The organism is Streptomyces sp. NPDC048436 (assembly GCF_043200355.1).
Lineage (GTDB): Bacteria > Actinomycetota > Actinomycetes > Streptomycetales > Streptomycetaceae > Streptomyces.
The window spans coordinates 269,022-294,436 of the sequence record NZ_JBICXP010000004.1; the positions used below are offsets into that span (position 1 = coordinate 269,022).

26 protein-coding genes are annotated in these 25,415 nt (G+C 69.3%); 15 read left to right on the top strand and 11 right to left on the bottom strand.

What is annotated here, in order from left to right:
• The first annotated feature begins 208 nt into the window (after positions 1-208).
• The 4 genes from ACGFX9_RS16080 (at position 209) to ACGFX9_RS16095 (ending at position 4,938) form a co-directional block, all read left to right on the top strand.
• A complete protein-coding gene (locus ACGFX9_RS16080; RefSeq protein ID WP_393471235.1) occupies positions 209-1,483 on the top strand; it encodes an extracellular solute-binding protein in 1,275 nt (424 codons plus the stop codon).
• Between the two features lie 134 nt (positions 1,484-1,617).
• Positions 1,618-2,598 carry a carbohydrate ABC transporter permease gene (locus ACGFX9_RS16085; RefSeq protein WP_393471238.1) on the top strand — a complete coding sequence of 327 codons (981 nt, stop codon included), beginning with the start codon at positions 1,618-1,620 and terminating at the stop codon, positions 2,596-2,598.
• 32 nt (positions 2,599-2,630) lie between these two features.
• On the top strand, positions 2,631-3,437 hold the full coding sequence (locus ACGFX9_RS16090; RefSeq protein WP_393472446.1) for a carbohydrate ABC transporter permease: 807 nt from the start codon (positions 2,631-2,633) through the stop codon (positions 3,435-3,437).
• Between the two features lie 7 nt (positions 3,438-3,444).
• Positions 3,445-4,938, top strand: coding sequence for a glycoside hydrolase family 3 protein (locus ACGFX9_RS16095; protein WP_393471242.1), 1,494 nt, complete (start codon positions 3,445-3,447; stop codon positions 4,936-4,938).
• Between the two features lie 140 nt (positions 4,939-5,078).
• Here the strand turns inward: ACGFX9_RS16095 and nagB are convergent, their stop codons facing one another.
• Positions 5,079-5,864, bottom strand: a complete 786-nt coding sequence (nagB, locus tag ACGFX9_RS16100; protein ID WP_393471245.1) for a glucosamine-6-phosphate deaminase — start codon at positions 5,862-5,864, stop codon at positions 5,079-5,081.
• A gap of 181 nt (positions 5,865-6,045) precedes the next feature.
• Positions 6,046-6,816, bottom strand: a complete 771-nt coding sequence (locus tag ACGFX9_RS16105) for an SDR family oxidoreductase (RefSeq protein WP_393471248.1) — start codon at positions 6,814-6,816, stop codon at positions 6,046-6,048.
• Positions 6,817-6,921: 105 nt separating this feature from the next.
• Between ACGFX9_RS16105 and ACGFX9_RS16110 the strand changes: the two genes are divergently transcribed.
• On the top strand, positions 6,922-7,518 hold the full coding sequence (locus tag ACGFX9_RS16110; RefSeq protein WP_393471251.1) for a TetR/AcrR family transcriptional regulator: 597 nt from the start codon (positions 6,922-6,924) through the stop codon (positions 7,516-7,518).
• 309 nt (positions 7,519-7,827) lie between these two features.
• Positions 7,828-9,294: a sensor histidine kinase gene (locus ACGFX9_RS16115; RefSeq protein ID WP_393472449.1), complete on the top strand. Its 1,467-nt coding sequence runs from the start codon at positions 7,828-7,830 to the stop codon at positions 9,292-9,294.
• Between the two features lie 203 nt (positions 9,295-9,497).
• Here ACGFX9_RS16115 and ACGFX9_RS16120 read toward each other — a convergent pair whose 3' ends face one another.
• Together ACGFX9_RS16120 and ACGFX9_RS16125 are read right to left on the bottom strand one after the other, a co-directional pair.
• Complete coding sequence (locus ACGFX9_RS16120) at positions 9,498-9,755, bottom strand: WhiB family transcriptional regulator (protein ID WP_016639615.1); 258 nt, start codon at positions 9,753-9,755, stop codon at positions 9,498-9,500.
• A gap of 319 nt (positions 9,756-10,074) precedes the next feature.
• Entirely contained in the window at positions 10,075-11,043 is a 969-nt protein-coding gene (locus ACGFX9_RS16125; RefSeq protein ID WP_393471253.1) for a diacylglycerol/lipid kinase family protein, read from the bottom strand.
• Between the two features lie 92 nt (positions 11,044-11,135).
• On the opposite strand from ACGFX9_RS16125, the gene ACGFX9_RS16130 reads away from it, so the two are divergent.
• Positions 11,136-11,588: a hypothetical protein gene (locus ACGFX9_RS16130; RefSeq protein WP_393471256.1), complete on the top strand. Its 453-nt coding sequence runs from the start codon at positions 11,136-11,138 to the stop codon at positions 11,586-11,588.
• Positions 11,589-11,651: 63 nt separating this feature from the next.
• On the opposite strand, the gene ACGFX9_RS16135 is transcribed toward ACGFX9_RS16130, so the two are convergent.
• The 3 genes from ACGFX9_RS16135 to ACGFX9_RS16145 all read right to left on the bottom strand — a co-directional run bounded on the left by ACGFX9_RS16135 (position 11,652) and on the right by ACGFX9_RS16145 (position 13,634).
• The gene (locus ACGFX9_RS16135; protein ID WP_393471259.1) at positions 11,652-12,716 is read right to left on the bottom strand and encodes an RNA polymerase sigma factor SigF; all 1,065 of its coding nucleotides are present in this window, start codon (positions 12,714-12,716) and stop codon (positions 11,652-11,654) included.
• Positions 12,713-13,126: an anti-sigma regulatory factor gene (locus tag ACGFX9_RS16140; protein ID WP_135332116.1), complete on the bottom strand. Its 414-nt coding sequence runs from the start codon at positions 13,124-13,126 to the stop codon at positions 12,713-12,715. Before ACGFX9_RS16140 ends, ACGFX9_RS16135 begins: the two co-directional genes overlap by 4 nt.
• A 247-nt stretch (positions 13,127-13,373) precedes the next feature.
• On the bottom strand, positions 13,374-13,634 hold the full coding sequence (locus tag ACGFX9_RS16145; protein ID WP_344530082.1) for a UBP-type zinc finger domain-containing protein: 261 nt from the start codon (positions 13,632-13,634) through the stop codon (positions 13,374-13,376).
• A gap of 46 nt (positions 13,635-13,680) precedes the next feature.
• Here ACGFX9_RS16145 and ACGFX9_RS16150 point away from each other — a divergent pair, with 46 nt between their 5' ends.
• Positions 13,681-15,279 (top strand): Na+/H+ antiporter, encoded by a 1,599-nt coding sequence (locus ACGFX9_RS16150; RefSeq protein ID WP_393471262.1) that lies wholly within the window; start codon positions 13,681-13,683, stop codon positions 15,277-15,279.
• Here the strand turns inward: ACGFX9_RS16150 and ACGFX9_RS16155 are convergent.
• The 3 genes from ACGFX9_RS16155 to ACGFX9_RS16165 form a co-directional block, all read right to left on the bottom strand.
• Entirely contained in the window at positions 15,258-16,196 is a 939-nt protein-coding gene (locus ACGFX9_RS16155) for a 1-aminocyclopropane-1-carboxylate deaminase/D-cysteine desulfhydrase (protein WP_393471265.1), read from the bottom strand. The genes ACGFX9_RS16150 and ACGFX9_RS16155 overlap by 22 nt on opposite strands.
• A gap of 64 nt (positions 16,197-16,260) precedes the next feature.
• A complete protein-coding gene (locus ACGFX9_RS16160; RefSeq protein ID WP_393471268.1) occupies positions 16,261-16,851 on the bottom strand; it encodes an N-acetylmuramoyl-L-alanine amidase in 591 nt (196 codons plus the stop codon).
• Between the two features lie 138 nt (positions 16,852-16,989).
• Entirely contained in the window at positions 16,990-17,238 is a 249-nt protein-coding gene (locus tag ACGFX9_RS16165) for a hypothetical protein (protein WP_393471271.1), read from the bottom strand.
• A 322-nt stretch (positions 17,239-17,560) separates the two neighbouring features.
• On the opposite strand from ACGFX9_RS16165, the gene ACGFX9_RS16170 reads away from it, so the two are divergent.
• From ACGFX9_RS16170 to ACGFX9_RS16195, 6 genes are all read left to right on the top strand, one after another.
• A complete protein-coding gene (locus tag ACGFX9_RS16170) occupies positions 17,561-18,967 on the top strand; it encodes a family 2B encapsulin nanocompartment shell protein (protein WP_393471274.1) in 1,407 nt (468 codons plus the stop codon).
• Between the two features lie 135 nt (positions 18,968-19,102).
• A complete protein-coding gene (locus tag ACGFX9_RS16175) occupies positions 19,103-20,146 on the top strand; it encodes a family 2 encapsulin nanocompartment cargo protein polyprenyl transferase (protein WP_393472451.1) in 1,044 nt (347 codons plus the stop codon).
• 239 nt (positions 20,147-20,385) lie between these two features.
• Entirely contained in the window at positions 20,386-21,051 is a 666-nt protein-coding gene (locus ACGFX9_RS16180) for a GNAT family N-acetyltransferase (protein WP_393471278.1), read from the top strand.
• A gap of 78 nt (positions 21,052-21,129) precedes the next feature.
• Positions 21,130-21,906 carry an ANTAR domain-containing response regulator gene (locus tag ACGFX9_RS16185; protein ID WP_393471281.1) on the top strand — a complete coding sequence of 259 codons (777 nt, stop codon included), beginning with the start codon at positions 21,130-21,132 and terminating at the stop codon, positions 21,904-21,906.
• Positions 21,907-22,052: 146 nt separating this feature from the next.
• On the top strand, positions 22,053-22,649 hold the full coding sequence (locus ACGFX9_RS16190) for a dihydrofolate reductase family protein (RefSeq protein ID WP_393471284.1): 597 nt from the start codon (positions 22,053-22,055) through the stop codon (positions 22,647-22,649).
• Between the two features lie 50 nt (positions 22,650-22,699).
• Positions 22,700-23,806, top strand: a complete 1,107-nt coding sequence (locus ACGFX9_RS16195; protein WP_393471287.1) for an HAD-IA family hydrolase — start codon at positions 22,700-22,702, stop codon at positions 23,804-23,806.
• Positions 23,807-23,841: 35 nt separating this feature from the next.
• On the opposite strand, the gene ACGFX9_RS16200 is transcribed toward ACGFX9_RS16195, so the two are convergent.
• On the bottom strand, positions 23,842-24,309 hold the full coding sequence (locus ACGFX9_RS16200) for a pyridoxamine 5'-phosphate oxidase family protein (RefSeq protein WP_393471290.1): 468 nt from the start codon (positions 24,307-24,309) through the stop codon (positions 23,842-23,844).
• Positions 24,310-24,484: 175 nt separating this feature from the next.
• Between ACGFX9_RS16200 and ACGFX9_RS16205 the strand changes: the two genes are divergently transcribed.
• Positions 24,485-25,402, top strand: a complete 918-nt coding sequence (locus ACGFX9_RS16205; RefSeq protein WP_393471293.1) for a sigma-70 family RNA polymerase sigma factor — start codon at positions 24,485-24,487, stop codon at positions 25,400-25,402.
• Positions 25,403-25,415: the final 13 nt, after the last annotated feature.

A 25,415-nucleotide genomic window follows, 5' to 3' on the forward strand; every position in this document is an offset into this window, starting at 1 on the left:
GGCTGAGGGGACCGTGCCCGCTCAGGTGTCGGTCCGATAACGGACCTGACAGCCCTTCTTATACACCCTTGACACCCCTAAAGGTCTAGGCCAAGCTCCCCGTACTGGTCTACACCATTAAAGACCAGGTTCCAGTCCCACGGGCAGATCTCGGTCCTATTGGTCGCTGCGGGTGGGGGGTTGACTGGCATCCCTTGAGGAGGGTGACGTGAAGCGCAAGCTCATAGCGGCCATTGGTGTCGCGGGCATGTTGGTCTCGATCGCGGCCTGTGGCAGCGACGACAGCGACGACAAGAAGGCCGGAGCGGACGGCTTCAAGGGGGAGACCCTGACGCTCTGGGCGATGGACGGCTCCACGCCCGACGGCTGGACCAAGGACGTCAAGGCCGCCTTCGAGAAGAAGACCGGCGCCAAGCTCAAGATCGAAGTCCAGCAGTGGAACGGCATCCAGCAGAAGCTGACCACGGCACTCTCCGAGGAGAACCCTCCGGACGTCTTCGAGATTGGCAACACCCAGACCGCGGCGTACGCCAAGACGGGTGGCCTGGCCGACCTCAGTGACCTCAAGGAAGGGCTCGGCGCCGACTGGACCGAGTCGATCAACAAGTCCTCGGTCGTGGACGGCAAGCAGTACGCCGCCCCGTGGTTCGTCCTGAACCGCGTCGTGATCTACAACAAGAAGGTCTGGGCCGACGCCGGCATCAAGGACACCCCCAAGACCCGCGCCGAGTTCCTCAAGGACCTCAAGCAGATCGGGTCCAAGACGGACGCCGAGCCGATCTACCTGCCCGGCCAGAACTGGTACCACTTCGTCGGCCTGACCATCGGTGAGGGCGCCGAGCTGGTCAAGAAGGACGGCGACAAGTACGTCTCCAACCTGGCCGACCCCAAGGTCGCCAAGGCCATGAAGACGTACAAGCAGTTCGCGGACCTCTCCAAGGCCCCCAAGAACAAGGACGAGGCCACCCCGCAGCAGGCCGAGGTCTTCGCCAAGGGCAAGACCGGCGCCTTCGTCGGGATGAGCTGGGAGGCCGCGACCGCGATCAAGGCCAACCCGAAGATCGAGAAGGACATCGGTTACTTCACGATCCCCGGCGCCACGGCCGCCAAGCCCGAGGGTGTCTTCCTCGGCGGCTCGAACCTCGCCGTCGCCGCGACCAGCAAGAAGCAGGAGCTCGCCAAGGAGTTCCTGAAGATCGCGCTGAACGACAAGTTCGAGGGTTCGCTCGCCAAGGAAGGCGGCGTCATCCCGAACAAGCAGTCTCTGGAGGCCCAGCTCAAGGGCAACCCGGCCGCCGAGGCCATGGCCCCCGCCACCTCCGGCGGCGGCACGACCCCGCTGATCCCGGAGTGGGCCGCGGTGGAGAACCCGCCGAACCCGATCAAGAACTACATGACCGCGGTGCTGAACGGTAAGTCGAACGCCGACGCCGCCAAGCAGGTCGAGGGCGAGTTCAACAAGCGCCTGTCGCAGAAGCAGTAAGGACGCGCTTTCGCCGGGGACTTCGGGCCCGGGGTGTCATCCGCCCCCGGGCCCGCTGCCCCGGCTCAGCGCCGCGTTCCGCGATGCCCACGAAAGCGCTGCGTTCCGCGATGCCCACGAAAGAGATGGCGAGCATGACCGTGCAGACCGAACGGCCGCCCTCCGGCCCGACGGAGGATCTGAAATCGGACAGTCGGCCGAAGGATCCGGGCAGGCCCCGCGAGCGGGCCCGGTCGCTCGGTCCCTACTTGCTGCTGCTTCCCGCGGTGGCGGCCACCCTGGTGTTCCTCGGCTGGCCGCTGGTCAGCAACGCGGTCCTGTCGTTCCAGAACCTCAACATGAGGCAGTTCATCCTGCACCTCACGGAGTGGAACGGGATCGACAACTTCAAGGAGGTCCTCAGCGGCGAGGATTTCTGGCGGGTCACAGGACGCTCGATCGCGTTCACCGCGGTCAACGTCGTACTGATCATGGTGATCGGCACGCTGGTGGGCCTGCTGCTCGCGCGGCTCGGCAAGCGGATGCGAACGCTCCTCCTGGTCGGGCTCGTGCTCGCCTGGGCGATGCCGATCATCGCGGCGACGACCGTCTACCAGTGGCTGTTCGCCCAGCGCTTCGGTGTCGTCAACTGGGTCCTGGACAAGGCCGGCTGGCACTCGATGGCCGAGTACGACTGGATGGGCAGCCAGTACTCCACGTTCTTCGTGGTCATCGTCCTGATCGTCTGGCAGTCGATTCCCTTCGTGGCGATCAATCTGTACGCCGCGACGACGACGATCCCCAAGGAGCTCTACGAAGCCGCGTCGCTGGACGGCGCCGGCGCCTGGAAGCGGTTCACGAACGTCACGCTGCCGTACCTGAAGCCCTTCCTCTACGCGACGACGTTCCTCGAGGTCATCTGGGTCTTCAAGGCGTTCGCGCAGGTCTTCGCGCTCAACGAGGGTGGCCCCGACCGGCTCACCGAGATCCTGCCCGTCTACGCGTACATCGAGGGCATGGGCAACCAGCACTTCGGCATGGGTGCGGCGATCGCGCTGCTCACCATCGTAATCCTGCTGGCCCTGACCTCGTTCTACCTGCGGATCGTGCTCAAGCAAGAGGAGGACGAGCTGTGACGCGCACCGCTTCGTCTCGGCGGCTCCGCCGCATCTGGCCCAACGCCGTGGCCGTCGTACTCTTCATCGGCTTCGTCTTCCCGGTCTACTGGATGTTCGCCACGGCCTTCAAGCCGACCGGCGACATCATCAGCGAGGACCCGGTCTGGTTCCCGACCGACGCGACGTTCGAGCACTTCAAGACGGCCGTGGCGGCTGACCACTTCTGGACGATGGTCGGCAACTCCCTGACCGTCACGGTGCTCGCCGTGCTCTTCTCGCTGATCATCGGCCTCGCGTCGGCGTTCGCGCTCGCCCGGATGCGCTTCAAGGGCCGCAAGGGCTTCATCATCGGCTTCATGCTGGCCCAGATGGCGCCCTGGGAAGTCATGGTCATCGCGATCTACATCATCGTGCGCGACGCCGACATGCTGAACAGCCTCGTACCGCTCACCCTCTTCTACATGGTGATGATCCTGCCCTTCACACTCCTGACGCTGCGCGGCTTCGTCGCCGCGGTGCCGCGCGAGCTGGAGGAGTCGGCGATGGTGGACGGCTGTTCGCGGATGCAGGCGTTCCGCCGGGTGATCCTGCCGCTGCTCGCGCCGGGTCTGATGTCGACCTCGCTCTTCGGCTTCATCACCGCCTGGAACGAATTCCCGCTCGTCCTTGTCCTCAACAAGGAGGCGGAGGCCAAGACACTGCCGGTGTGGCTCTCCGGTTTCCAGAGCGTCTACGGCGACGACTGGGGTGCCACCATGGCCGCCGCCTCGCTCTTCGCCATCCCGATCCTGGTCCTCTTCGTCTTCCTGCAGCGCAGGGCCGTCAGCGGTCTGACCGACGGTGCCGTGAAGGGATAACCCGCATATGACGACACTCACCAGCCCCACCGACACTCTCACCCGCGACGCCCTGACCGTCCTGCAGCCAGGCTTCGTCGGGACCAGCGCGCCGGACTGGCTGCTGCGCCGGATCGGTGAGGGCCTCGCCTCGGTCGGCCTCTTCGGCCGCAACATCGCCTCGCCCGAACAACTGGCCGCACTGACAGCCCAGTTGCGCGCCGAGTGCGACGACGTCCTGGTCGCCATCGACGAGGAGGGCGGCGACGTCACCCGCCTTGAGGTGCGCTCAGGGTCCTCCTTCCCGGGCAACCACGCGCTCGGCGCGGTCGACGACACGGCGCTGACCCGTGACGTGGCCGCCGAGCTGGGCCGCCGGCTCGCCGCGTGCGGCGTCAACCTCAACTGGGCGCCGTCCGCCGACGTCAACTCCAACCCGGACAACCCCGTCATCGGCGTACGTTCCTTCGGCGCGGACCCGCTCCTGGTGGCGCGGCACACCGCCGCGTACGTCGAAGGCCTGCAGTCCGCGGGCGTCGCCGCCTGCACCAAGCACTTCCCGGGGCACGGCGACACCGCGGTCGACTCGCACCATGACGTGCCGCGCATCGGGGTGGACCCCGAGGTGCTCCGGGCGCGTGACCTCGCGCCGTTCCGCGCCGCGATCGCCGCGGGCACGCGGGCCGTGATGAGCGCGCACATCCTGGTGCCGTCGCTGGACCCGGAGTACCCGGCGACACTGTCGCACCGCATCCTGACGGGCATCCTGCGCGAGGAACTGAACTACGACGGCCTGATCGTCACGGACGGCATGGAGATGCAGGCCATCTCCGCCACGTACGGCATCGAGCGCGGCAGCGTCCTCGCCATCGCCGCGGGCGCCGACGCGATCTGCGTGGGCGGCGGCCTCGCCGACGACGACACGGTCCTGCGCCTGCGTGACGCGTTGGTCGCGGCCGTCCGCACGGGCGAGCTCTCCGAGGAGCGCCTCGCCGACGCGGCCACGCGCGTGCGGGCCCTGGCCCACTGGACTTCGGTGTCGGGCGCGGCCGATCGTTCGGGGGGCGCGCCCGGCACCGAGATCGGCCTGGTCGCGGCCCGCCGCGCCCTGACGGTCACCCGGGGCGAGTCCTACGCGGCTCCCCTGACCGAAGCTCCGTACGTCGCCGCCTTCACGCCGCTTGCCAACATCGCGGTGGGCGACGAAACCCCGTGGGGCGTGGCCGCGGAGCTGCGGCGGCTGCTCCCGGGCACTGAGACGGGCAGCTTCACCGGCTTGGACGCGGGTGCGCTCGCCCTCGCGGAGGCGGGGGAGCGGCGGGTGGTGGCCGTGGTCCGCGACGCCCACCGTCACGCATGGATGGCAGAGGCCCTGGACGTGCTGCTCTCGGCCCGCCCAGACACGATCGTCGTCGAGATGGGCGTCCCCCAGTCCCCACCGAGGGGTTCCGTACACATCGCGACGCATGGCGCTGCGAGGGTCTGCGGCGTGGCGGCGGCGGAGGCCATCGCGGGGATCTAGGGCATGCCCCTTCGGGGCGCCCGTAGGGGCGCGGGGAACTGCGCGCCCAGCCCCCGCGCACTCGCAGGTGTGGCTGCAAACAGAAAGGTGCCGGAACGCCCCAGCAGGGGGGCGCCCGGCACCTTCCAGCAATGCCAGATCTAGATACCCTGCCAGGCCGGCTTCGCCGCGTACGTGGCCCTGAAGTACTCCCCAAGTTTCAGCTTGGACGCAGCCGCCTCGTCCACGACGACCGTCGCATGCCGGTGCAGCTGCAGAGCCGAAGCCGGGACCACCGCGGCCACCGGCCCTTCCACCGTCGCGGCCACCGCGTCCGCCTTGCCCTCACCCGTGGCGAGCAGCACCAGGTGCCTGGCCTCCAGGATCGTCCCGATGCCCTGGGTGATCACGTGATGCGGCACCTGCTCGATGTCCCCGTCGAAGAACCGCGCGTTGTCCACCCGCGTCTGGTTCGTCAGCGTCTTGATCCTCGTACGCGAGGCAAGCGAGGAGCACGGCTCGTTGAATCCGATGTGCCCGTCCGTGCCGATCCCGAGCAGCTGGAGATCCACACCCCCGGCGTCCGCGAGCGCCTGGTCGTACGCCTCGCACGCCGCTTGCACGTCCTCCGCGCTGCCGTCGGGCCCCATGAAGGACTTCTCGCTGAGCCCCAGCGGCTCGACGACCTCGCGCAGCACCACGGAGCGATAGGACTCGGGATGCCCGGCGGGCAGCCCGACGTACTCGTCGAGCTGGCAGATCCGGGCCCGCGAGGCATCCACGGCACCGGAGCCGACCTTGGCGGCCAGGGCTTCGTAGATGGGCAGCGGGGTGGAACCGGTGGCGACACCGAGCAGGGCGTCAGGCTTACGGCGCACCAAGGCGGCCATGGCCTCCGCGATGAGCTCGCCGCCTGCCTTGGCGTCCGGGACGATGACAACTTCCACGCTGGGCCTGCCGATCTGGAGAGGGGGCTCACGGGTCCGGGGGGACCCACGGGGGACTATGTGGTATAGACCAATCTAGCAGAGCTGACCCGCCGCGGCCCCAGGTTCCCGGACCCCGGCAGCACGAACTTCCCGTGTCCCATGCTCGACTCTCCACCCCACCTCCGCCCGTCGAACAGGCCTACGCCAGCGAACCTCCCGTCGCGTCTATCCACTGCCCCGTGATCCACCGCCCGTCGTCCGAAGCGAGGAACGCCACCGCGTCGGCTATGTCCGCCGGGGTGCCGACGCGGCCGAGTGCCGAAAGCGCCGCCGCCCCCGCCCGCGCCTCCTTGTTCTCGTCGCCGCGCAGCCACGCCGCGTTGACGTCCGTGTCCACGATGCCCGGTGCGACGGAGTTGACCGTGATGCCGCGGGAGCCGAGCACCTTGGAGAGGTTGCGCGTGAACACGTCCAGGGCGCCCTTGGTCATCGCGTACGTCATGATCTCCGGCATGACCGCGGCCTGCGAGAGGCCCGACGAGATGTTGATGATCCGCCCGCTGTCCCGCAGCCGCCGCTCGCCGAGCTGAGTGATGAAGAACGGCGCCTTCGCGTTCACCGCGAACAGCCGGTCGTACTCCGCCTCGTCGGCATCGGCGAACGGCCGGGATGTGCCGATCCCCGCGTTGTTCACCAGGATGTCCACGCCGTCCGCGTGCGCGTCGAACGCCTCCCACAACGCCTGGGCGTCGCCCGGCACCCCGAGCTCGACCCCGATCTCGAAGGCGGAGCCGCCCGCCGCCTCGATCGCCGCGACCGTTTCCTTCGCGGCTGCCTCATTGCTGCCGTAGTGCACGGCGACCCGTGCGCCGTCCCGCCCGAGCCGCTCGGCGATGCCCCGCCCGATACCGCGGCTGCCGCCCGTGACCAGTGCCGTCTTCCCCGCGAGCTTCCCTGCAAGCGCGCCCATGAGAGCCGCCCCCTCTTCCTCTGGATATATCTCTAGCGGTCGCTACAGAAAGAACCGTAGCCGAGCCTGCACCGTTTTTCTAGTGTCCGCTATAGAATTCACCCCATGGCGACGAAACAACGTGGACGCCCCCGCTCCTTCGACCGCGAGACCGCGCTGGAGCAGGCGCTCCGCACCTTCTGGGAGCAGGGGTACGAGGCCACCTCGGTCACGGATCTCACCCGGGCCATGGGCATCGGCGCCCCCAGCATGTACGCGGCCTTCGGTGACAAGCGGTCACTGTTCGAGGAGGTCGTGGTGCTGTACGGGCAGACGCACGGCTCCTTCGGCGAGCGGGCCTTCACGGAGGAGTCCACCGTCCGCGGCGGAGTCGCGCGCATGCTGTACGAGGCGGCGGACAAGTACACGGAAGCCGGTCACCCCCACGGCTGCCTCGTCATCTGTGCCGCGACGAACTGCACGACGCCGGAGGTCGAAGCCGGTCTGCGCGAGCGGCGCAACGCCAACATCAGCTCCATCGAGTCCCGCATAAGGGCAGCCGTCGCCGCGGGCGAGCTCCCCGCCGGCACCGACGCCCCCGCCCTGGCCCGCTACACCGGAGCCGTGCTGCAGGGCATGTCCCAGCAGTCCCGCGACGGCGCGACCCGGCAGGAGCTCGAAGCAGTCGCGGAGCTGGCCATGCGGGTCTGGCCCGGGGTATAAGGCAGAAAGAGACATCAACAAACATCTCCCCACGCGTAGACACAAGTGAATGGTCTAGTCCACAATGCGTGGGTAAAGCATCCGCTCTTCCCGCACAGGAGAGCGGACCGAGGAACCGGCACTCTCTGCCCTGACCGTGTCGGATCCTCCGATCGACCGTCCGGTACCGCACATTCCGGTGGTCGGTGTTCCTGAAGGGCTGCGGTGCCGTGGGTGGGCTGAGGGTCCCACCCTGGCGCCGCGGCTCGTCGGGAATCTCCCCGAGCGGGCCCACCGGACGTGCCAGGTACGCTCGCACACGTGCCCTCCATGAACGACCTCGTACGCCAGCACACCGCTCTCGGTGACTCCGATCTCGAGTGGCTGCACCTGCTGGTCTCGGAGTGGCAGCTGCTCTCCGACCTCTCCTTCGCCGACCTCGTGCTGTGGGTCCCCACACGCGACGGCACCCGCTATGTCTCCGTGGCGCAGATGCGGCCGAACACCGGCCCCACCTCCTACCAGGACGACATGGTCGGCCACCTCGTCCCGCGCGGTCGCCGCCCGCTGCTCGACGCCGCCCTGGACGAGGGCCGCATCGTGCGCGAGGGCGACCCCGAGTGGCGCGAGGAGGTCCCGGTGCGGGTCGAGTCCATCCCCGTACGCAGGGAAGGGCGCGTCCTGGGTGTCATCGCCCGCAACACCAACCTCCTCACGGTGCGCACTCCCTCGCGGCTGGAACTGACCTACCTTCAGTCGGCTTCCGACCTGGCCCAGATGATCGCCGCCGGGTCGTTCCCGTTCCCGGGCCAGCAGGTCGACATGGACGCCTCCCCGCGCGTGGGCGACGGTCTGCTGCGCCTCGACGCCGACGGCATCGTCCAGTACGCGTCACCGAACGCGCTCTCCGCGTACCACCGCCTCGGCCTCGCCGCCGACCTGGTCGGCCTTCACCTCGGTACGGCGACCGCCGAACTCGCCCCGTCCCGCGGCCCGGTGGACGAGGCGCTCGCCAAGGTCGCAAGCGGCTGGGCGCCCCGCGAGTTCGAGATCGAGGGCGGCGACGGAGTGATTCAGCTCCGTGCCATCCCGCTCAAGCCGAAGGGCCCGCGCATCGGCTCGCTCGTACTCCTGCGCGACGTCACCGAACTGCGCCGCCGCGAGCGCGAGTTGATCACCAAGGACGCGACCATTCGGGAGATCCATCACCGGGTGAAGAACAATCTCCAGACGGTGGCGGCCCTCCTTCGCCTCCAGGCACGCCGCATCGACTCGGCCACCGGGCGCGAGGCCCTCGAAGAGGCCGTACGCCGTGTGGGCTCCATCGCCATCGTGCACGAGACGCTCTCCCAGAACCTGGACGAGCGGGTGGAGTTCGACGAGATCGCCGACCGTGTCCTCGCGATGGTCGCCGAGATCTCACCCGGGAAGGTGACCGGCCGGCGCACCGGGCGCTTCGGCATCCTGGATGCCGAGGTGGCCACCCCGCTGTCGATGGTCCTGACGGAGGTGCTGCAGAACGCGCTGGAGCACGGCTTCCAGGAAGGCGACACCGGAAAGGTCGAGGTCTCCGCTGTGCGCGGCGGCACCACCAAGGAGGCCCGCCTTCTGATCACGGTTCAGGACGACGGCGTCGGCCTGCCCGAGGGCTTCGATCCGCACCGCTCGGGCAATCTCGGCCTGCAGATCGTCCGCACGCTGGTCGAGGGCGAGATGGGCGGCACGTTCGACATGGTGCGGGCCCCGGAGCGCGGCACGCAGGTCATCCTCGACATCCCGGTACGCGGCGACAAGTAGCGCCCGCACACGGCGTACCGAAGCGCACGGCATACGGAAACACACGGCATACAGAAAGCAGTGAGCCCCGGACCGAAGTGGTCCGGGGCTCACTGCTCACGTTGCGTTGCGCATCGGGGGTACTGCGCGGCTGCGGCTCGGGGGCGGGAGATGCGTACTCGCTGTACGCGCCGCCGGGCTAAGGCTCGTAGGGGGCGTGAGCGTCAGGCGCTTGCCTGGCGTGCACGGTTGCGAGCGGCGCGGCGCTTCATTGCGCGGCGCTCGTCCTCGCTGAGGCCACCCCAGACGCCGGAGTCCTGGCCGGACTCGAGCGCCCACTGCAGGCACTGCTCCATGACGGGGCAGCGGCGGCAGACGGCCTTGGCTTCCTCGATCTGCAGCAGCGCAGGACCGGTGTTGCCGATGGGGAAGAAGAGCTCGGGGTCTTCCTCGCGGCAAACGGCGTTGTGACGCCAGTCCATGGCTGCTACCTCTCCTTGGTATTACATGCAAGTTGCTTGTGAATGTGAACGCTTTCACGAATCCCTCGACGACGGAAGGGACTTCCGTCACGTAACGCGACGATGTCCTATGCGTTGAGGAGGGGGTTCTGGCTATCTGTGGGGCCGATGTTGCGGGCCGTCCCGATCGCCATGTAGAGATTCGCAAACCTCGGCGGCGGATACAACCCCTTCCGGCAAGTTTTTTTTGATTCCTCAGTGTCGGCTGGGTCACAGCCGTACTTCCATGGGGTGGACCCTGGTCTAAACGTTCGAGTGAAAGGACTTTGGGCCCTTCCACTCACACAATCACACGCAGTGCACGGCGTACGCCTGTGAACGTCACGCTCGTGCGCAGCCCCAGGTGGTCACCGTCCATCTGAAGGGGGAGCGGCACCTTTGAATGCAAGGTGAAGTCGGTGAGGTCATGGAGCGTAACCGCGTGCTTGCCGTGTGGTCCGCGATCCGGCGTCGAGGTCAGGAGCTGCGTCCCGTACCGGGCGACCGCGGTGGTGGAGAGCTTGCTCAGACCGAGCACGTCGAGGCCGGTGTCGAAGGAGGCCTGCGGGGACGCGTACATCGGGCGATTGCCCAGGTAGGTGTACGGAGAGGTGTTGCAGACTATGGAGAGCACGAGGTCGGTCACCGGGTCCTCGCCGGCCCGTTCCAGCGTGATCATTCCGTGCCTGCGGTGCGGCTCGTCGAGGAACTGACGGAACACCTGGCGCAAATACAGCGCATGGGTGGACCGCTTCCCGCGTTCCCTCTGTTGTTCGACCCGGCCCACCACTCCGGCGTCGAAGCCGAATCCGGCGGCGAAAGTGAACCAGCGCGCCGGGACCGCCTCGTCCTCCGTGCCGGGGGTGCCCGACACCTGGCCCAGGCTCACTGTCCGTTCGCTTCCCTCACGCAACGCGTCGAGAAGCGCGCCGGTCGCCTCCACGGCGTCGTTGGGCAGACCCAGGGCGCGCGCGAAGACGTTGGTGGAGCCGCCGGGTACGACGGCGAGGCGGGGCAGGCGGTCCGGGGCGGGGCCGTTGTGCAGCAGTCCGTTGACGACCTCGTTGACCGTGCCGTCCCCACCGAGGGCGACGACCAGCTCGATGTCCTTGCTCTCCGCAGCCTGTCTGCCGAGGTCCCGGGCGTGACCGCGGTACTCCGTAGTGACCGCTTCCAGCTTCATCTCGCTCGCCAGCGCATGGATCAGTACGTCACGCGTGCGCGCACTGGTGGTGGTTGCCGCCGGGTTGACCACAAGAAGTGCACGCATGCGAAGCAGAGTACCTAGCGCTCTTTACCTGGCACAGACCGAGGGGGCGGACCGGGGGCCGGAGGACGGATACGCACAGCTACCCTGCAAGGGTGAGTACTGAGCGGAAGCCCACCCCCGAAGCCCAGGAGCCCGGCCCGCGTCCCGGCCGTCTGACGGCCGCCGCGGCCCTCGCCGCGCTGGAGGGCGTCGCGCTCCTCGCCGGCGGTGTGTACATGCTTGTGATGGGCCTCGCGGGTGACCCCGACAACCCGGAACAGGCCACGACGGGCGGCATCACGCTGATCGTCCTCGCGCTCCTGCCGCTGCTCGCCGCCCGCGGTCTCCTGCTCCTGCGCGGCTGGAGCCGGGGCCCTGCCATCATCACGCAGATCATGGCGCTTCCGGTGGCCTGGCAGCTGCTGCAGGCCGACAGCCTGGCGATCCCGGCCGGGATCGCCCTCGCCGCCGTCGCGGTGGCCGCGCTCGTCCTGCTGGTCAATCCCGCGACGACCGAGGCGCTCGGCATCCGAGGCCCCGGCAACGTACAGGACGACACGAAGTAGACCGCTTCGTCCCGCGCGAGACTCCCCGAAGGAGCAGACCCGGAGGGGCGGCCTGCTCCTCCGCTACTCCTCGACGAGGAGCTTCTCGCGCAGCTGCGCGAGTGTGCGGGCGAGAAGCCGGGAGACGTGCATCTGGGAGATGCCGACTTCCTGGGCGATCTGCGACTGCGTCATGTTGCCGAAGAACCGCAGCAGCAGAATGCGCTTCTCGCGTGGCGGCAGGTCCTCGAGGAGCGGCTTGAGCGACTCCCTGTACTCGACGCCCTCCAGGGCCTCGTCCTCCGCCCCCAGGGTGTCCGCGACCGCCGGGGACTCGTCGTCCGTGTCCGGGACGTCCAGGGACAGCGTGGAGTACGCGTTGGCCGACTCCAGGCCCTCCAGGACCTCCTCCTCGGAGATGCCCAGCTTCTCGGCGAGCTCGTGCACCGTGGGCGAGCGACCGTGCAGCTGCGACAGCTCGGCGGTCGCCGTGGTCAGCGAGAGCCTGAGCTCCTGAAGCCGCCGCGGGACCCGGACCGCCCAGCCCTTGTCACGGAAGTGGCGCTTGATCTCGCCGACGACCGTGGGCGTCGCGTACGTGGAGAACTCCACGCCGCGCTCCGGGTCGAAGCGGTCGACGGACTTGATCAGGCCGATGGTGGCGACCTGCGTCAGGTCGTCGAGCGGTTCGCCGCGGTTGCGGAAGCGGCGGGCCAGGTGCTCGACGAGCGGCAGGTGCATGCGGACCAGTTGGTTGCGCAGCCGCGCGTACTCCGTGCTGCCGCTCTCCAGTGTGCGCAGCTCGATGAACATCGCGCGTGCGCCACTGCGGTCCTGCGGATTGTGCCGGGTGTGCTGCTGCTCACCGTGTTCGCTCATGTATCCCGCCCGTTGCGCGCCGCCCGGGACGGAGGGCTTCGCGCGCTCCTCCTGGACGGTCGGCTCTGCCTGCTCCGACGCATCAGCCACAGTCGACGGACCCGGCTGCTCCTGGTCCTCCGGGTGCGGCCTGGCCTGCTGCTCGGGGATGCTCGTGAGTACCGGCTCCACCGGAGCCTCGCGCCCCTTCGTCGGTGTACCTCCCCGACTGTCGGGCAGACCCCGTGTGCCGCGCTCTTCGTCCCGCACCGGCCCCTCCCCGTCCCTCACGCCGGCCCGGGTCCCGCGCCGCGCTTCTTGTAGAGGCTGATCGAGACGGTGTTGTCCTCGGCCACGGAGGAGTCGACCTGACCCGCGAGGGCGGACAGCACAGTCCAGGCGAAGGTGTCCCGTTCCGGGGCCCGGCCATCGGTGGTCGGCGCCGAGACGGTCACCTCCAGTGAGTCGTCGACGAGCCGGAAGACGCAGCTGAGCACCGATCCGGGCACGGCCTGCTGAAGCAGGATCGCGCAGGCCTCGTCGACCGCGATGCGGAGGTCCTCGATCTCGTCGAGAGTGAAGTCCAAACGCGCCGCGAGACCGGCCGTGGCCGTACGCAGCACCGACAGGTAGGCACCCGCAGCCGGAAGGCGGACCTCGACGAAGTCCTGATTCCCGGGCTCGCCTGCGATCTGGGACACCCTCACCTCCAAGGTGGTACAAGCACTTTCGGGGCTCCAGGACCGCCGTCCAGCGGCGGTCCGGACTGCGTCACACGGGTAACGCACCACGTAGTTCTGCGGTGACGCTACCGCGCTCCCCAGTTCCGTGTCCCGGGGACCCCGCTCCGTTGCTGTCACTCATAGTAAGCCTAAGGGTACGGAGAGTGGCTAGGGGTCGCGCAGTCCCAATTGGAGAGTACGGGCGTCGGGTTGACGTACCCAGGCCTCAGACGATCGAACCGTCCACGAAGCACCAACGCCAGCTCTCACCCGGTTCGAAGGTCCTCATCACCGCGTGTCCGGTGTCCTTGAAGTGTGCCGTCGCGTGCCGGAAGGGCGAGGAGTCACAGCAGCCCACATGACCGCAGTCCAGACAGAGGCGCAGTTGCACCGGGTGACTGCCGACCGCGAGACACTCAAGACAGGTCTCGCTCAGCGGGGCGGGCTCAGGGTGCGGCAGCGCGGCGACATGCGGGCACTCGTTCATGATTGCCAGGTTACGACGGGAACACGCATCGCGGAGGCTCTGACCCATGGACGTATTGCCTCTGGTGGCGCTGATCGCGGCGAGCGCGGCGGTGGCGGGAGCCGCGCGCTGGACGCCGGTGCCCGCGCCGCTGCTCCTTGTCGCGGTGGGGCTCGTCGCCGCGTACGTGCCCGGGGTTCCGGACTACCACCTGGATCCGCACATCGTGCTCCCGCTGATCCTGCCGCCGTTGTTGCACACCGCGGCCCTGGAGAGCTCCTACCTGGACCTGCGCGCCAACTTCAGGCCCGTCGCACTGCTCTCGGTCGGGTACACGCTGTTCGCGACCGTAGCCGTGGGCTGGCTCGCGTATCTGCTGATCCCCGATCTGCCGCTGACGGCCGCGCTGGTCCTCGGCGCGGTGATCGCGCCGCCGGACGCGGTGGCGGCCACGGCCATCGCGCGGAAGGTGGGGCTGCCGTCGCGGATCACCACGATCCTTCAGGGCGAGTCCCTGGTGAACGACGCGACCGCGATCACCGCCTACAAGGTCGCCCTCGCGGCGGCCGTCGGTGAGGGCGCGAGCTGGTCGGGCGGGATCAGGGAGTTCCTGGTGGCGGCCGTCGGCGGGGTCGGCGTGGGTCTTGTCCTCATGGTGCCGATCCACTGGCTTCGCAGGCACATGAAGGAGGCGATGCTGCAGAACACCCTCTCCTTGCTGATCCCTTTCGTCGCGTACGCGGCTGCCGAGCAGGTCGGCGCCTCCGGGGTGCTCGCCGTGGTCGTCGTCGCCCTGTTCCTGGGGCACCGCTCCTGGGAGGTCGACTTCGAGACGCGGCTCCAGGAGGCCGCGGTGTGGAAGGTGGTCGCGTTCATCCTGGAGTCGGCGGTCTTCGCGCTCATCGGCCTGCAACTGCCGCTCGTGCTCAGGGGGCTTGGCGAGTACAGCGGCGTACAGGCGGTCTGGTACGCCCTGGGCGTCTTCTTCTTTGTCGTCCTCGTGCGCTTCGTGTGGTCGTATCCCGCCACCTATCTGCCGCGGGTCCTGTCGCGGCGCATCAAGGATCGGGAGGACGACATGGACTGGCGGCGGCCGCTGATCGTCAGTTGGGCCGGGATGCGCGGGGTGGTGTCGCTGGCGATCGCCTTCTCGATCCCGCTCGTCATGGACGACGGGGAGCCGTTCCCCGCGCGCAACCTCGTCCTGTTCCTGACCTTCACCACGGTGATCGGCACGCTGGTCGTGCAGGGGCTCTCACTGCCGTGGCTGATCCGTGTCCTGAAACTGCCGGGGCGGGACGCGCAGGCGGAGACGCTCGCGGAGGCGCAGGCCCAGAACGCCGCCTCGCAGGCCGCGGAGCGCCGGGTGGACGAACTGATGGAGGACGAGCGCAACTGCCTCCCACAGCCCCTCCAGGACCGTCTGCGCACCGTCCTGGAGCGGCGGCGCAACTCCGTGTGGGAGCGGCTCGGTCAGCCCAACCCCGTGACGGGGGAGTCCGCGGACGACACCTACCGCAGGCTCGCCAGGGAGGCGATCGCCGCGGAGCGGGAGGTGTTCGTGAGGATGCGGGACGAGCGGCGCATCGACGACGAGATGATGCGGACGCTGCTGCGGAAACTGGACCTGGAGGAGGCGGCCGCCTACCGGGAGGTCGAGGACTGAGCGGCGGGCGCCGCCGGCTCCGCGGCCGTGATCACCGCGGTGACCTGGGTGCCCGGGGGAAAACAGCCCTCTTCGGAGAGGGCTGTCAGCGCGTACAGGAGTTTGGCCACGTAGACGCGCTCCACGGGGAGGCCGTGCCGGTCCTCGAAGTCGTCCGCGAACGCGGTGAGTTGGGGCGGGGTGCGGGCGTAACCGCCGAAGTGGAAGCGCTCGTCCAGGTGCCAGTTGTCCGTGGGCGCGCCGAAGGTGCGCTGTTGCAGCGCCTGTATCTCGGGGCCGAGGAAGCCGCCTTTGAGTACGGGTATGCCAAGGGCCCGCTGGTCAGGGGCGAGGCCCGCTGCCATGCCCGCCAGGGTGCCGCCGGTTCCGCAGGCCACGGCCGCGGTGTGGGTGCGGCCGCGCAGCTCCTCGCCCAGTGCCGTGCAGCCCTGTACGGCAAGGGAGTTGCTGCCCCCTTCGGGGATGACGTAGGCGTCATCGGCGCCCGTGTCGTGGACGAGGGCGGCCAGGACCTCCGGCTCGGTTTTGCGGCGATACGTCGATCTGTCGATGAAACGCAGGCGCATGCCGTCGGCCACGCACCGCGTGAGGGACGGGTTCAGGGGGCGCGTCGCGAGTTCGTCGCCCCGGACCACGCCGATGGTGTCCATGCCCAGGAGACGGCCCGCCGCGGCGGTCGCCCTGAGGTGGTTGGAGTAGGCGCCGCCGAAGGTCAGCAGGGTGCTGTGGCCCGCGGTGACCGCGGCGTCCAGGTTCAGGGCGAGCTTGCGGTACTTGTTGCCCGGGAGGTCCGGGTGGATCAGGTCGTCCCGCTTGAGGGTGAGGGACACGCCGTGCCGCGCGAACCGGTCGTCCTCGACCTCCTGGAGCGGGGACGGCAGCCGGGGGCGCGGGCCGGTCGGCGGGGTGGTGCTCACCCCGCCATTCTGCCGTTGAGTGGGGACGCGATCTACCGGGGAACGGATTGAGGACGGGTTCGGTCTACTTGAGGCGGGACTCGATCCGCTCCCGCATGGCCTTCATGGTGAAACCACGGGGGTCCACCTTGCCCGGCTGCCATTCGAGGTGGCCGATCACCGAGCGCTCGGTCCAGCCGTGGTGGCGGCAGATGGCCGCCGCGACCTTCTCGATGGCATCCAGCTGGGCCTGCGGCCAGGGGTCCTCGCCGTTGCCGAGGTTCTCGCACTCGAAGCCGTAGAAGTGGCGGTTTCCGTCGGTGTTCGCCTCGTTGTCCGGCGGGAGCGCCTTCTCCGCGATGACCGCGCGCAGTACGTCGTCGTCGCCCATTCCCGCGTGGTTGGCGCGGCCGTACCCGACGAGGTGGACGCGGCCGTCCTTGGTGATGACGCCGTGGCAGAGCGGGCCGGGCAGCGAGGCAGAGCCGTCGCGGCAGATCTCCACCGTCCGCTCGCTCCCCGACGTGACCGTGTGGTGGATCATCACGCCGTGCACCGGGCCCCACGGCCCCTTGTGGTTGCGGTTGTGGTGGCGCCAGTCGCCGACTTCGACGACCGTCACCCCTTCGTCCGTGAGGGCATCGAGGAAGCTGCCCGCGGACATGGGTGGGGCCATGGCGGACTCCTTTGCGGAGCACGACGGCCGCCTGTCGCGGCCAGTCTTGTTATGTCCGCTTTTACCGGAACCACGGTGCCCGGGCCAGCCGTTCGGACGGATTCCGTGGCTGTTCGGGCACCGTGCGAGCCGATTTGGTCAGCCGCGGTGGTCGCCGCTGTGCAGGAACGCGTCGCCGTTCGTGGCGATGTGCGCTTCGAGCGCCTGCAGGGCCTGCTGGGTGGCCTGCGGCGTGCCCGTGCCGCGCTGCTGCGCGTAGTACGCCGAGCCCAGCTTCTTCAGGAGGTCACCGCCGGCGCGCTGCGCCTGCACGTCGTCGAGCTTCTGCTTGCCCTGGGTGAGACCCCGCTGTGCCTGTTCCTTGGCGCGATCCAGGAAGCCTGCCATTGCCGTCTCCTACGGATTGGTGCGGATAAGCGCCGATGGGCGCCGATGGGGGGGATTGTTGCGAAGGCTGTCAGTCGTTGTGTTCTGTCCAACGGGCGCGCGGATCTTCGAGTTCCCCGCCTCACGGATCTTCGACTTTCCCGCCCCGCGGACCTTGGCGGACCTTGTCGGTTCCCGCCCGTGGGCCCCCGCTTCCTGGTACGCGGGTGTGTGCCCAGTCTTCGCGTGATCCATTCCCGCTCGTTTGTGTAATGGCGCCCGTACTCAGCGTGCTGGAAAAGTTACTGACGCAGTTCAGCACTTGATCGGGAGGGCATAGCCAATGTCGGTAGGCGAAGAGGTCCGTGCGGAGCAGGGCAAGCCGCAGCAGAGCCTGGGTACATCAGCCGCACGGAATCTGGCCACCACCACCAAGTCCGCGCCGCAGATGCAGGAGATCAGCTCCCGCTGGCTGCTGCGGACGCTGCCGTGGGTGCAGGTGCAGGGCGGTACGTACCGGGTGAACCGGAGGCTCAGTTACTCGGTCGGCGACGGCCGGGTGACGTTCGTGAAGACGGGGGACCGAGTGGAGGTCATCCCCGCGGAGCTCGGCGAACTGCCGGTCCTGCGGGAGTACGGGGACATCGACGTCCTGAGCGAGCTCGCCCGGCGCTGCCAGCAGCGTGAGTTCGCCGCGGGCGAGGTCATCACTTCCTTCGGCAGCCAGGCCGACGAGGTGTTCCTGCTCGCGCACGGCAGGGTCGAGAAGATCGGCACCGGTCCCTACGGGGACGACACCACCCTCGGGTCCCTGGCCGACGGCGCCTACTTCGGCGAGCAGGCGCTGCTCGACCCGGAGGCCATCTGGGAGTACACGACGCGCGCGATCACCGCATGCACCGTGCTCACCCTGCCCCGCCAGGACCTGGAGCAGGTCGCGGAGCGCACGGATTCGCTGCGTGAGCATCTGCGGCGGCTGCGGTCCATCCCGGCCCAGCGGACGAACAAGTTCGGCGAGGCGGCCATCGACCTCTCCGCGGGACACGTCGGCGAAGCGGTGCTGCCGGGCACCTACGTCGACTACGAATCAGCGCCGCGCGAGTACGAACTGAGCGTCGCCCAGACCGTTCTGCGCGTCCACACGCGCGTGGCCGACCTCTACAACCAGCCGATGAACCAGACCGAGCAGCAGCTGCGGCTCACGGTCGAGGCGCTCAAGGAGCGCCAGGAACACGAGCTGATCAACAACCGAGAGTTCGGACTGCTCCACAACTGCGAGTACGAACAGCGGCTGCAGCCCCACGACGGCGTACCGAGCCCGGACGACATGGACGAGCTGCTCAGCCGCAGGCGGGGTTCGAAGCTCTTCCTTGCCCACCCGCGCGCGATCGCCGCGTTCGGCCGCGAACTCAACAAGCGCGGGCTCGTGCCGGAGACCATCGACATGGCCGGCAACCGCATCCCCACCTGGCGCGGTGTGCCGGTCTTCCCGTGCAACAAGATCCCGGTCAGCGACGCCGGCACCACGTCCATCATCTGCATGCGTACGGGCGAGGAGGAGCAGGGCGTCGTCGGCCTGCACCAGGCGGGCATCCCGGACGAGATCGAGCCGAGTCTGTCCGTGCGCTTCATGGGCATCAGCGAGCAGGCGATCATCTCGTACCTCGTGTCGACCTACTACTCCGCGGCGGTCCTCGTGCCGGACGCGCTGGGCGTCCTGGAGAACGTCGAGATCGGCCGCTGGAGGTGAGGCCGTGTCTGTGGACGCGCCGCCGGGTACACCCCTCCCGTACGCGCCCACAGGCCAAGGAACCGCCACCGTCCGCATCCTCCCCGGGGTGAGTCCATGACGGACACGACGACGGGCACGACGGGCACGACGGGCATGACGGGCATGAAGGAGATGGGTCAGGAAGGGGCCGAAGCGGCGGAGATCCTGGCGTCGGCGCGGGCATGCGTCGACCCGGAGCTGCGCCGGGCGATCGACTCACTGCCCGGATCGATGCGCCGCGTCGCGCTCTACCACTTCGGCTGGGAACACGCGGACGGCGCACCGGCGGCCGGGCACGCGGGCAAGGCGATCAGGCCCGCGCTCGTGCTCGCCGCGGTGCGGGCGACCGGCGGGGAGCAGGCCATGGCCGTCCGGGCCGCGGCCGCGGTGGAGCTGACCCACAACTTCACGCTGCTGCACGACGACGTCATGGACGGCGACACCACCCGCAGGCACCGGCCCACCGCATGGACCGTGTTCGGCGAGGCCGACGCGGTCCTGGCCGGTGACGCGCTCCACGCGCTGGCCCAGCGGCTGCTCGCCGAGGATCCGCATCCGGCGGCCCCGGCGGCGGCTGCCCGGCTCGCCTCCTGCGTGGTGGAGCTCTGCGCGGGCCAGCACGCGGACTGCGCCTTGGAGCGCCGCGGCCCGGACGAGGTCACGCTCGACGAGTGCCTCGCCATGGCCGAGGCCAAGACGGGGGCGCTGCTCGGCTGCGCCTGCGCGCTGGGGGCGCTGTACGCGGGGGCGGGGCGCGGTGAGGTGGAGGCGCTGGACGGGTTCGGGCGTGAGGCGGGGCTCGCCTTCCAGCTCATCGACGACGTGATCGGCATCTGGGGCGATCCTGGGCGCACAGGCAAGCCCGCCGGTGCCGACCTCGCGACCCGCAAGAAGTCCCTGCCGGTGGTGGCCGCGCTGGCCTCCGGCACCCCGGCCGCCACGGAACTGGCCGAGCTGTACGGGAGGCCGTCGGCCGACGGTGACCTGGAGCGCATGGCGCACGCCGTGGAGGCGGCGGGCGGCAGGGACTGGGCGCTGCTGCACGCGGCGGACCGGATGTCCCGCGCGATCAGCCAGCTCGCCCGCGCGGTTCCGGACCCTCAGGCGGCGGACGGTCTGCTGGCGCTCGCGGAATTCGTGACGCGGCGAACGTACTGAGCGCACTGAATGCACTGAGCGCACTGAACGCACGAGAGGAGGCCCGCCAGGTCGTCTGACGGACAGAGCCGGTCACACAGCATCGACGAGCTCCGTGCCCCGCCGGGATCCGGTCAGGGTGCGGGGCTCGCCGGTGTGCCCGGGTGGCCCGATCACTTACGCTGCGACTGGAGCGAGCAGGGCAACCAGCGGAGCAGGACGCGTAGTTGTACGCGGATCAGGGGCAAAAGGGGCGGGCTGTGGGCGTAGTGATCCGGCGGGCAGGGGAGAGCGACAGGGCGGATGTGGTCCGGCTGCTCGACGCGGCGTTCCTGGACGACCCGGTGAGCAGCTGGGTCTTCCCCGCCGAGGAGTACCGCCGCCGCAGGCACGGCGCTCTGATGGAGGCCTTCCTCGACATGGCGTTCAGCGAGGGGTTCGTCGACATCACCGAGGACGGCACGGCCGTCGCGCTGTGGTGGTCCGTCCCCGCGGGCGAGGAAGAGGGCGCGCAGGAGGGCGGGCGCGAGGGCGTGCACGAGGGCGGAGAGGACGGGCCCGCCCAGCTCCGCGCGGCCGTCGACCCCGACAACGCGCGTATCGAGGAGATCGGCCGGCTGACCGGTGAGGCGCACCCGACCGACCGGGCCCACCAGTACCTGCACATGATCGCGGTGAGCCCCGAGCGGCAGGGCGAAGGTCTCGGCTCGGCGCTGATCGGTGAGGTCCTGGAGCGCTGCGACCGGGAGGGCCTGCACGCCTACCTGGAGGCGAGCAGCAGCCGCAGCCGGGCGCTGTACACGCGGCTGGGCTTCGCGTTCACCGGGAAGGCGATAGATCTGCCGGACGGCCCGCGGCTGTGGCCGATGTGGCGGGAGCCGCGGCGTTTCTCCACAGACGGTGGCGACGGCAAGCGCTTCGCATAAGGTCGTTACAGCGCAGCCGAGTTGTACCCGGACACGACGGAAGGGGGGATCATCCTGTCCCACGATCTGACCCGCGAGGTGTCCGAGAGAGCATCCCGCGAACGGCTTCTGGCGGAGGCGTTCGTGGCGGTGGCCGACTCCTTGACCGACGAATTCGATGTCGTCGAATTCCTGCAGAGCATGGCCGTACACAGCGTGGAACTGCTCGGAGTCTCGGCGGCGGGCTTCACGCTGGCCGATTCCCAGGGTGAGTTGGGGCTCGTCGCGGCGTCCGGTGGGCACGCCTGGGTGTTCGACCTGTTCGCCCTGCAGCAGGGCCAGGGCCAGGGCCAGAGCCAGGACCAGGGCCAAGGCCAGGGACCGGGCCCGGACTGCTACCGCTCCGGCACAGCGCAAACGAACATCGCACTCGGCGACCCCGAAGCGACCACCGCCTGGCCGGGGTTCGCGCCGCGTGCCCTGGCGGTCGGCTGCGCGATGACGCACGTGCTGCCGCTGCGCCGGGAGGACCAAGCCCTCGGCACACTGCAGCTGTTCCAGACGACGGCCACCGTGCTGGGCCCGGACGAGATCGCGCTGGCGCAGGCCCTCGTGGACATCGCCACGATCGCGATCCTTCGGCGGCGCTTCCTGGAGCAGACCCTGGTGGAGCGCGACCAGTTGCAGTCGGCCCTCACCAGCCGGGTGGTCATCGAGCAGGCGAAGGGTGTGCTCGCCGAGCGCTGGCAGTGCACCGTCGACGAGGCTTTCGAGGCGCTGCGGCGACATGCGCGGACGAACCGGCTGCGGCTCACGGAGTGCGCCCGGCTGGTGGTGGCGGGGGAGTTCGACACGGAGGCGATTCGCCGGGGGTGACGTGGAGGGCCCGGGGGCGTCCCTGCCGACCGGGCAGGGCGAAGAGCCGTTCCGTAGAGGGAGCGGCGAAGAACAGTTCCGTGTGAAGAGGAACTGTGAAGAGGAACTGTGAAGAGGAACTGTGAAGAGAAACAAGGAGAACCGGCTTGAGAAAGCTCACCTACTTCGTCGCCGTTTCGATCGACGGTTTCATCGGGGACCGCGGTGGCGACGCTGAGACGTTCATGCGGTTCGTGGACGAGGAGTTCCTGGAGTTCCTCAAGACGGAGTACCCCGAGACGATCTCGGTCGAAGGCCGCCGCGTCCTCGGGCTGGAAGCCCTGGAGAACAAGCGCTTCGACACGGTCATCCAGGGCCGGGGCAGCTACCGCCTCGCCCTGGATCTCGACATCACAAGCCCGTACGGCCACATGCGCGAGTACGTGGCGTCCAGCACCATCGAGAAGTCGCCCGACCCGAACGTCGAGATCATCTCCGGTGACGTGGTCGGCAAGGTCCGTGAACTCAAGCAGGAGGACAGCGAGTTCGACATCTGGCTGTGCGGGGGCGCGAAGCTCGCGTGGGCGTTGCGGGACGAGGTCGACGAGCTGGTCCTCAAGACGTACCCGGTGCTCCTGGGGGCCGGTATGCCGATGTTCGACGGCGGTGCGGAGGGGCAGAGCGTGGTCGGTGATTTCGCGCTCGACTCGTCCCGGGTCTTCGGGAACGGTGTCGTCGTACGGACGTATCGCAGGCAGCGCTGACGCATCCCCCTCCCATGCCCCCCCCCAGCGCACATCTGCATCATGGGCTCATGGACATGACCGAGCTTGACGAACTTCCGTCGGCGGCGGCGCCCCGCGTCCGCCGTGCCCGCCCCGCCGACCTCCCCCGCGTCGTCGAACTCGTCGCCGAGCACGCCGTGTACGAGAAGGCCCCGCCCCTCGCCCCTGGGCTTGCCGGGCGCCTTGACGGCCTGCTCTTCGGGGTCTCCGAGCCCCGCCTGCGTTGCCTGGTGGCCGAGTTGCCCGGTGGTGACATCGTCGGCTACGCCACGTGCGCGCCGGAGGTATCCACCTGGGACGGGGCGGAGTACCTCCACATGGACTGCCTCTTCCTGCGCGACGGCCACCGGGGCCTCGGCCTCGGCCCGCTCCTCACGGACGCGGTGGCCGCGGAGGCCCGTGCTCTCGGGCTCACCGAGGTCCAGTGGCAGACGCCCGCGTGGAACGAGGGAGCGATCCGCTTCTACGACCGGCTCGGCGCCGACGCGAAGGAGAAGGTGCGCTACACCTGGCAGGTGCCGCGGCCGCCGTTCGACGCCGTGCTCTGCGACCTGGACGGAGTCATCCGGTTCTACGACATGTCGCAGGTGGAGGAGATGGAGAGGGCGGTGGGGCTCCCGCAGGGCAGCACCGCCGAAGTCGCCTTCGCGCCCGAGGCCGATCAGCCGCTGATGCTCGGGCACATCGGCAGGAAGGAGTGGGTCGAGACGATCGCGCGTGGCCTCGCGGACCGCATCCCGTGGGAACGCGGGCACGCACTCGGCACCGCACTCGCCGGGGCGGGCTTCTCCGCCGACGCCGCCGTGGTCGACCTGCTGCGGCGGGCCCGCGCCCGGCTGCACGTGGCGATCGTGACGAACGCGACCCCCTGGCTCGACGACGACCTGGAGCGGCTCGGCATCGTCGGCCTCGCGCACGACGTGATCAGCAGCGCGGGCGTCGGCATCGTCAAGCCGGACCGGCGGATCTACGAGCTGGCCGTGGAGCGGGCCGGGATCCCCGCCGAGCGCTGCCTCTTCGTGGACGACCGCAAGGAGAACGTGGAAGCGGCCGTCGCGCTCGGCATGGTCGGCCTGCACTACACGGGCCCCGACGACCTGCGGGAGGCGCTGGCACCGGTGCTCGGCCCCAGCTGACCCAGCCCCCAGCCCTCAGCGCCCCCCAGCCTCCCTCAGCGAACCGTCCACCGCCCGCCCAGCATCAGATCCCGCCCCGCGAGCTCGTCGGCCTCGCGCCAGGCCTGGAGGCGTTGCGGGGTGATGCGGAAGTAGGCGTACTCGGTGTCGAGCTTGCGCGGGTCGAAGCCCGTCTTCGTGGCGAAGGCGTCACCGGCCTCCACGGTCAACTCACCCTCGCCGAGCGCGCGTACGGCTCCCTCGATGAGGACCAGGTCACGGGTCGGCCCGATGCCGACCCGCACCCTGCCGGTCGCCCGGAGGTTGCGCCCGGTGACGCTCGCGTCCGGAGTGGCCACCAGCAGGCTCTCGCCGTCCCAGAGGAAGGACAGCGGGATCAGATAGGGCGCCCCGCTCTCCGCGTCGGCCGTGGAGACCCATGCGTCGATGTCCTGGTCGAGGCGGCGCAGTGCGTCCCGTTTGCGCTGCTCGGGCGCCCGGGGGCCCGCCGGCCCGGCGCTCATCGGGTCTGTCCCGTCGGCTTCAGGGCGGCGACGTCGACGTATGCGGCAGGTACGACATAGGCGTTCATTACTGTTCTCCTCCAGCGCTGTGTCGATCAAGTGTGCCGATCGAGTGCCGATCAAATGCCTGCAAGTGCCTGTCTTCTTGACGGATCGCGACGAGGGAATGTGACACATGGATCAGAACAGAGCAACCGTGGACCCGAACGACGCCCTCGCGGCCCGCTTCGAGGAGCACCGCCCGCATCTGAAAGCCGTCGCCTACCGCATGCTCGGCTCGCTCAACGAGTCGGACGACGCGGTCCAGGAGGCCTGGATCCGGCTCAGCCGCTCCGATACCAGTGACGTGGTCAACCTCGGGGGCTGGCTGACGACGGTCGTCGGACGGGTCTGCCTCGACATGCTGCGTACGAGACAGTCGCGGCGCGAGGAGTCGCTGACGCTGTCCCAGGACACGCACGTGCCCGACCCGGTGGTGAGCTGGGGGGACGTGGTCGACCCCGAGCAGGAGGTGCTGCTCGCCGACTCGGTCGGCCTCGCTCTGCTCGTCGTACTGGAGACACTGGCACCGGCCGAGCGCCTCGCCTTCGTGCTGCACGACATGTTCGCCGTGCCCTTCGACGAGATCGCCCCCATAGTGGAGCGCACCCCGGCCGCGACCCGGCAACTGGCGAGCAGGGCACGCCGCCGTGTGCAGGGTTCGGCTCCCACCCCGGACAACGACCCCGTACGCCAGCGTGAGGTCGTCGGAGCATTCCTCGCAGCCGCACGCGGCGGCGACTTCGACGCGCTGCTCGAACTGCTCGACCCGGACGTGGTGTTGCGGGCCGACACGGGCGAACTGGCCTCCGGACTCTCGAAGCTGGTGCGGGGCGCGGCCGTGGTGGCCGGGCAGGCGGCGATGTTCTCGAAGGGTGCGCCGGCCGCCGAGCTGGCCTTCATCAACGGCCGTATCGGCGTGGTCGGGGTGCCGGACGACGAGGTCGTCTCGGTCATGGAGTTCACGATCACGAACGGCAAGATCGTCGAACTCAACATCCTCGTCGACCGCGCCCGCCTGCGCGCCCTGGGCCTCCCTCCGTTCCGGGCCTGACGCCACCCCGGCA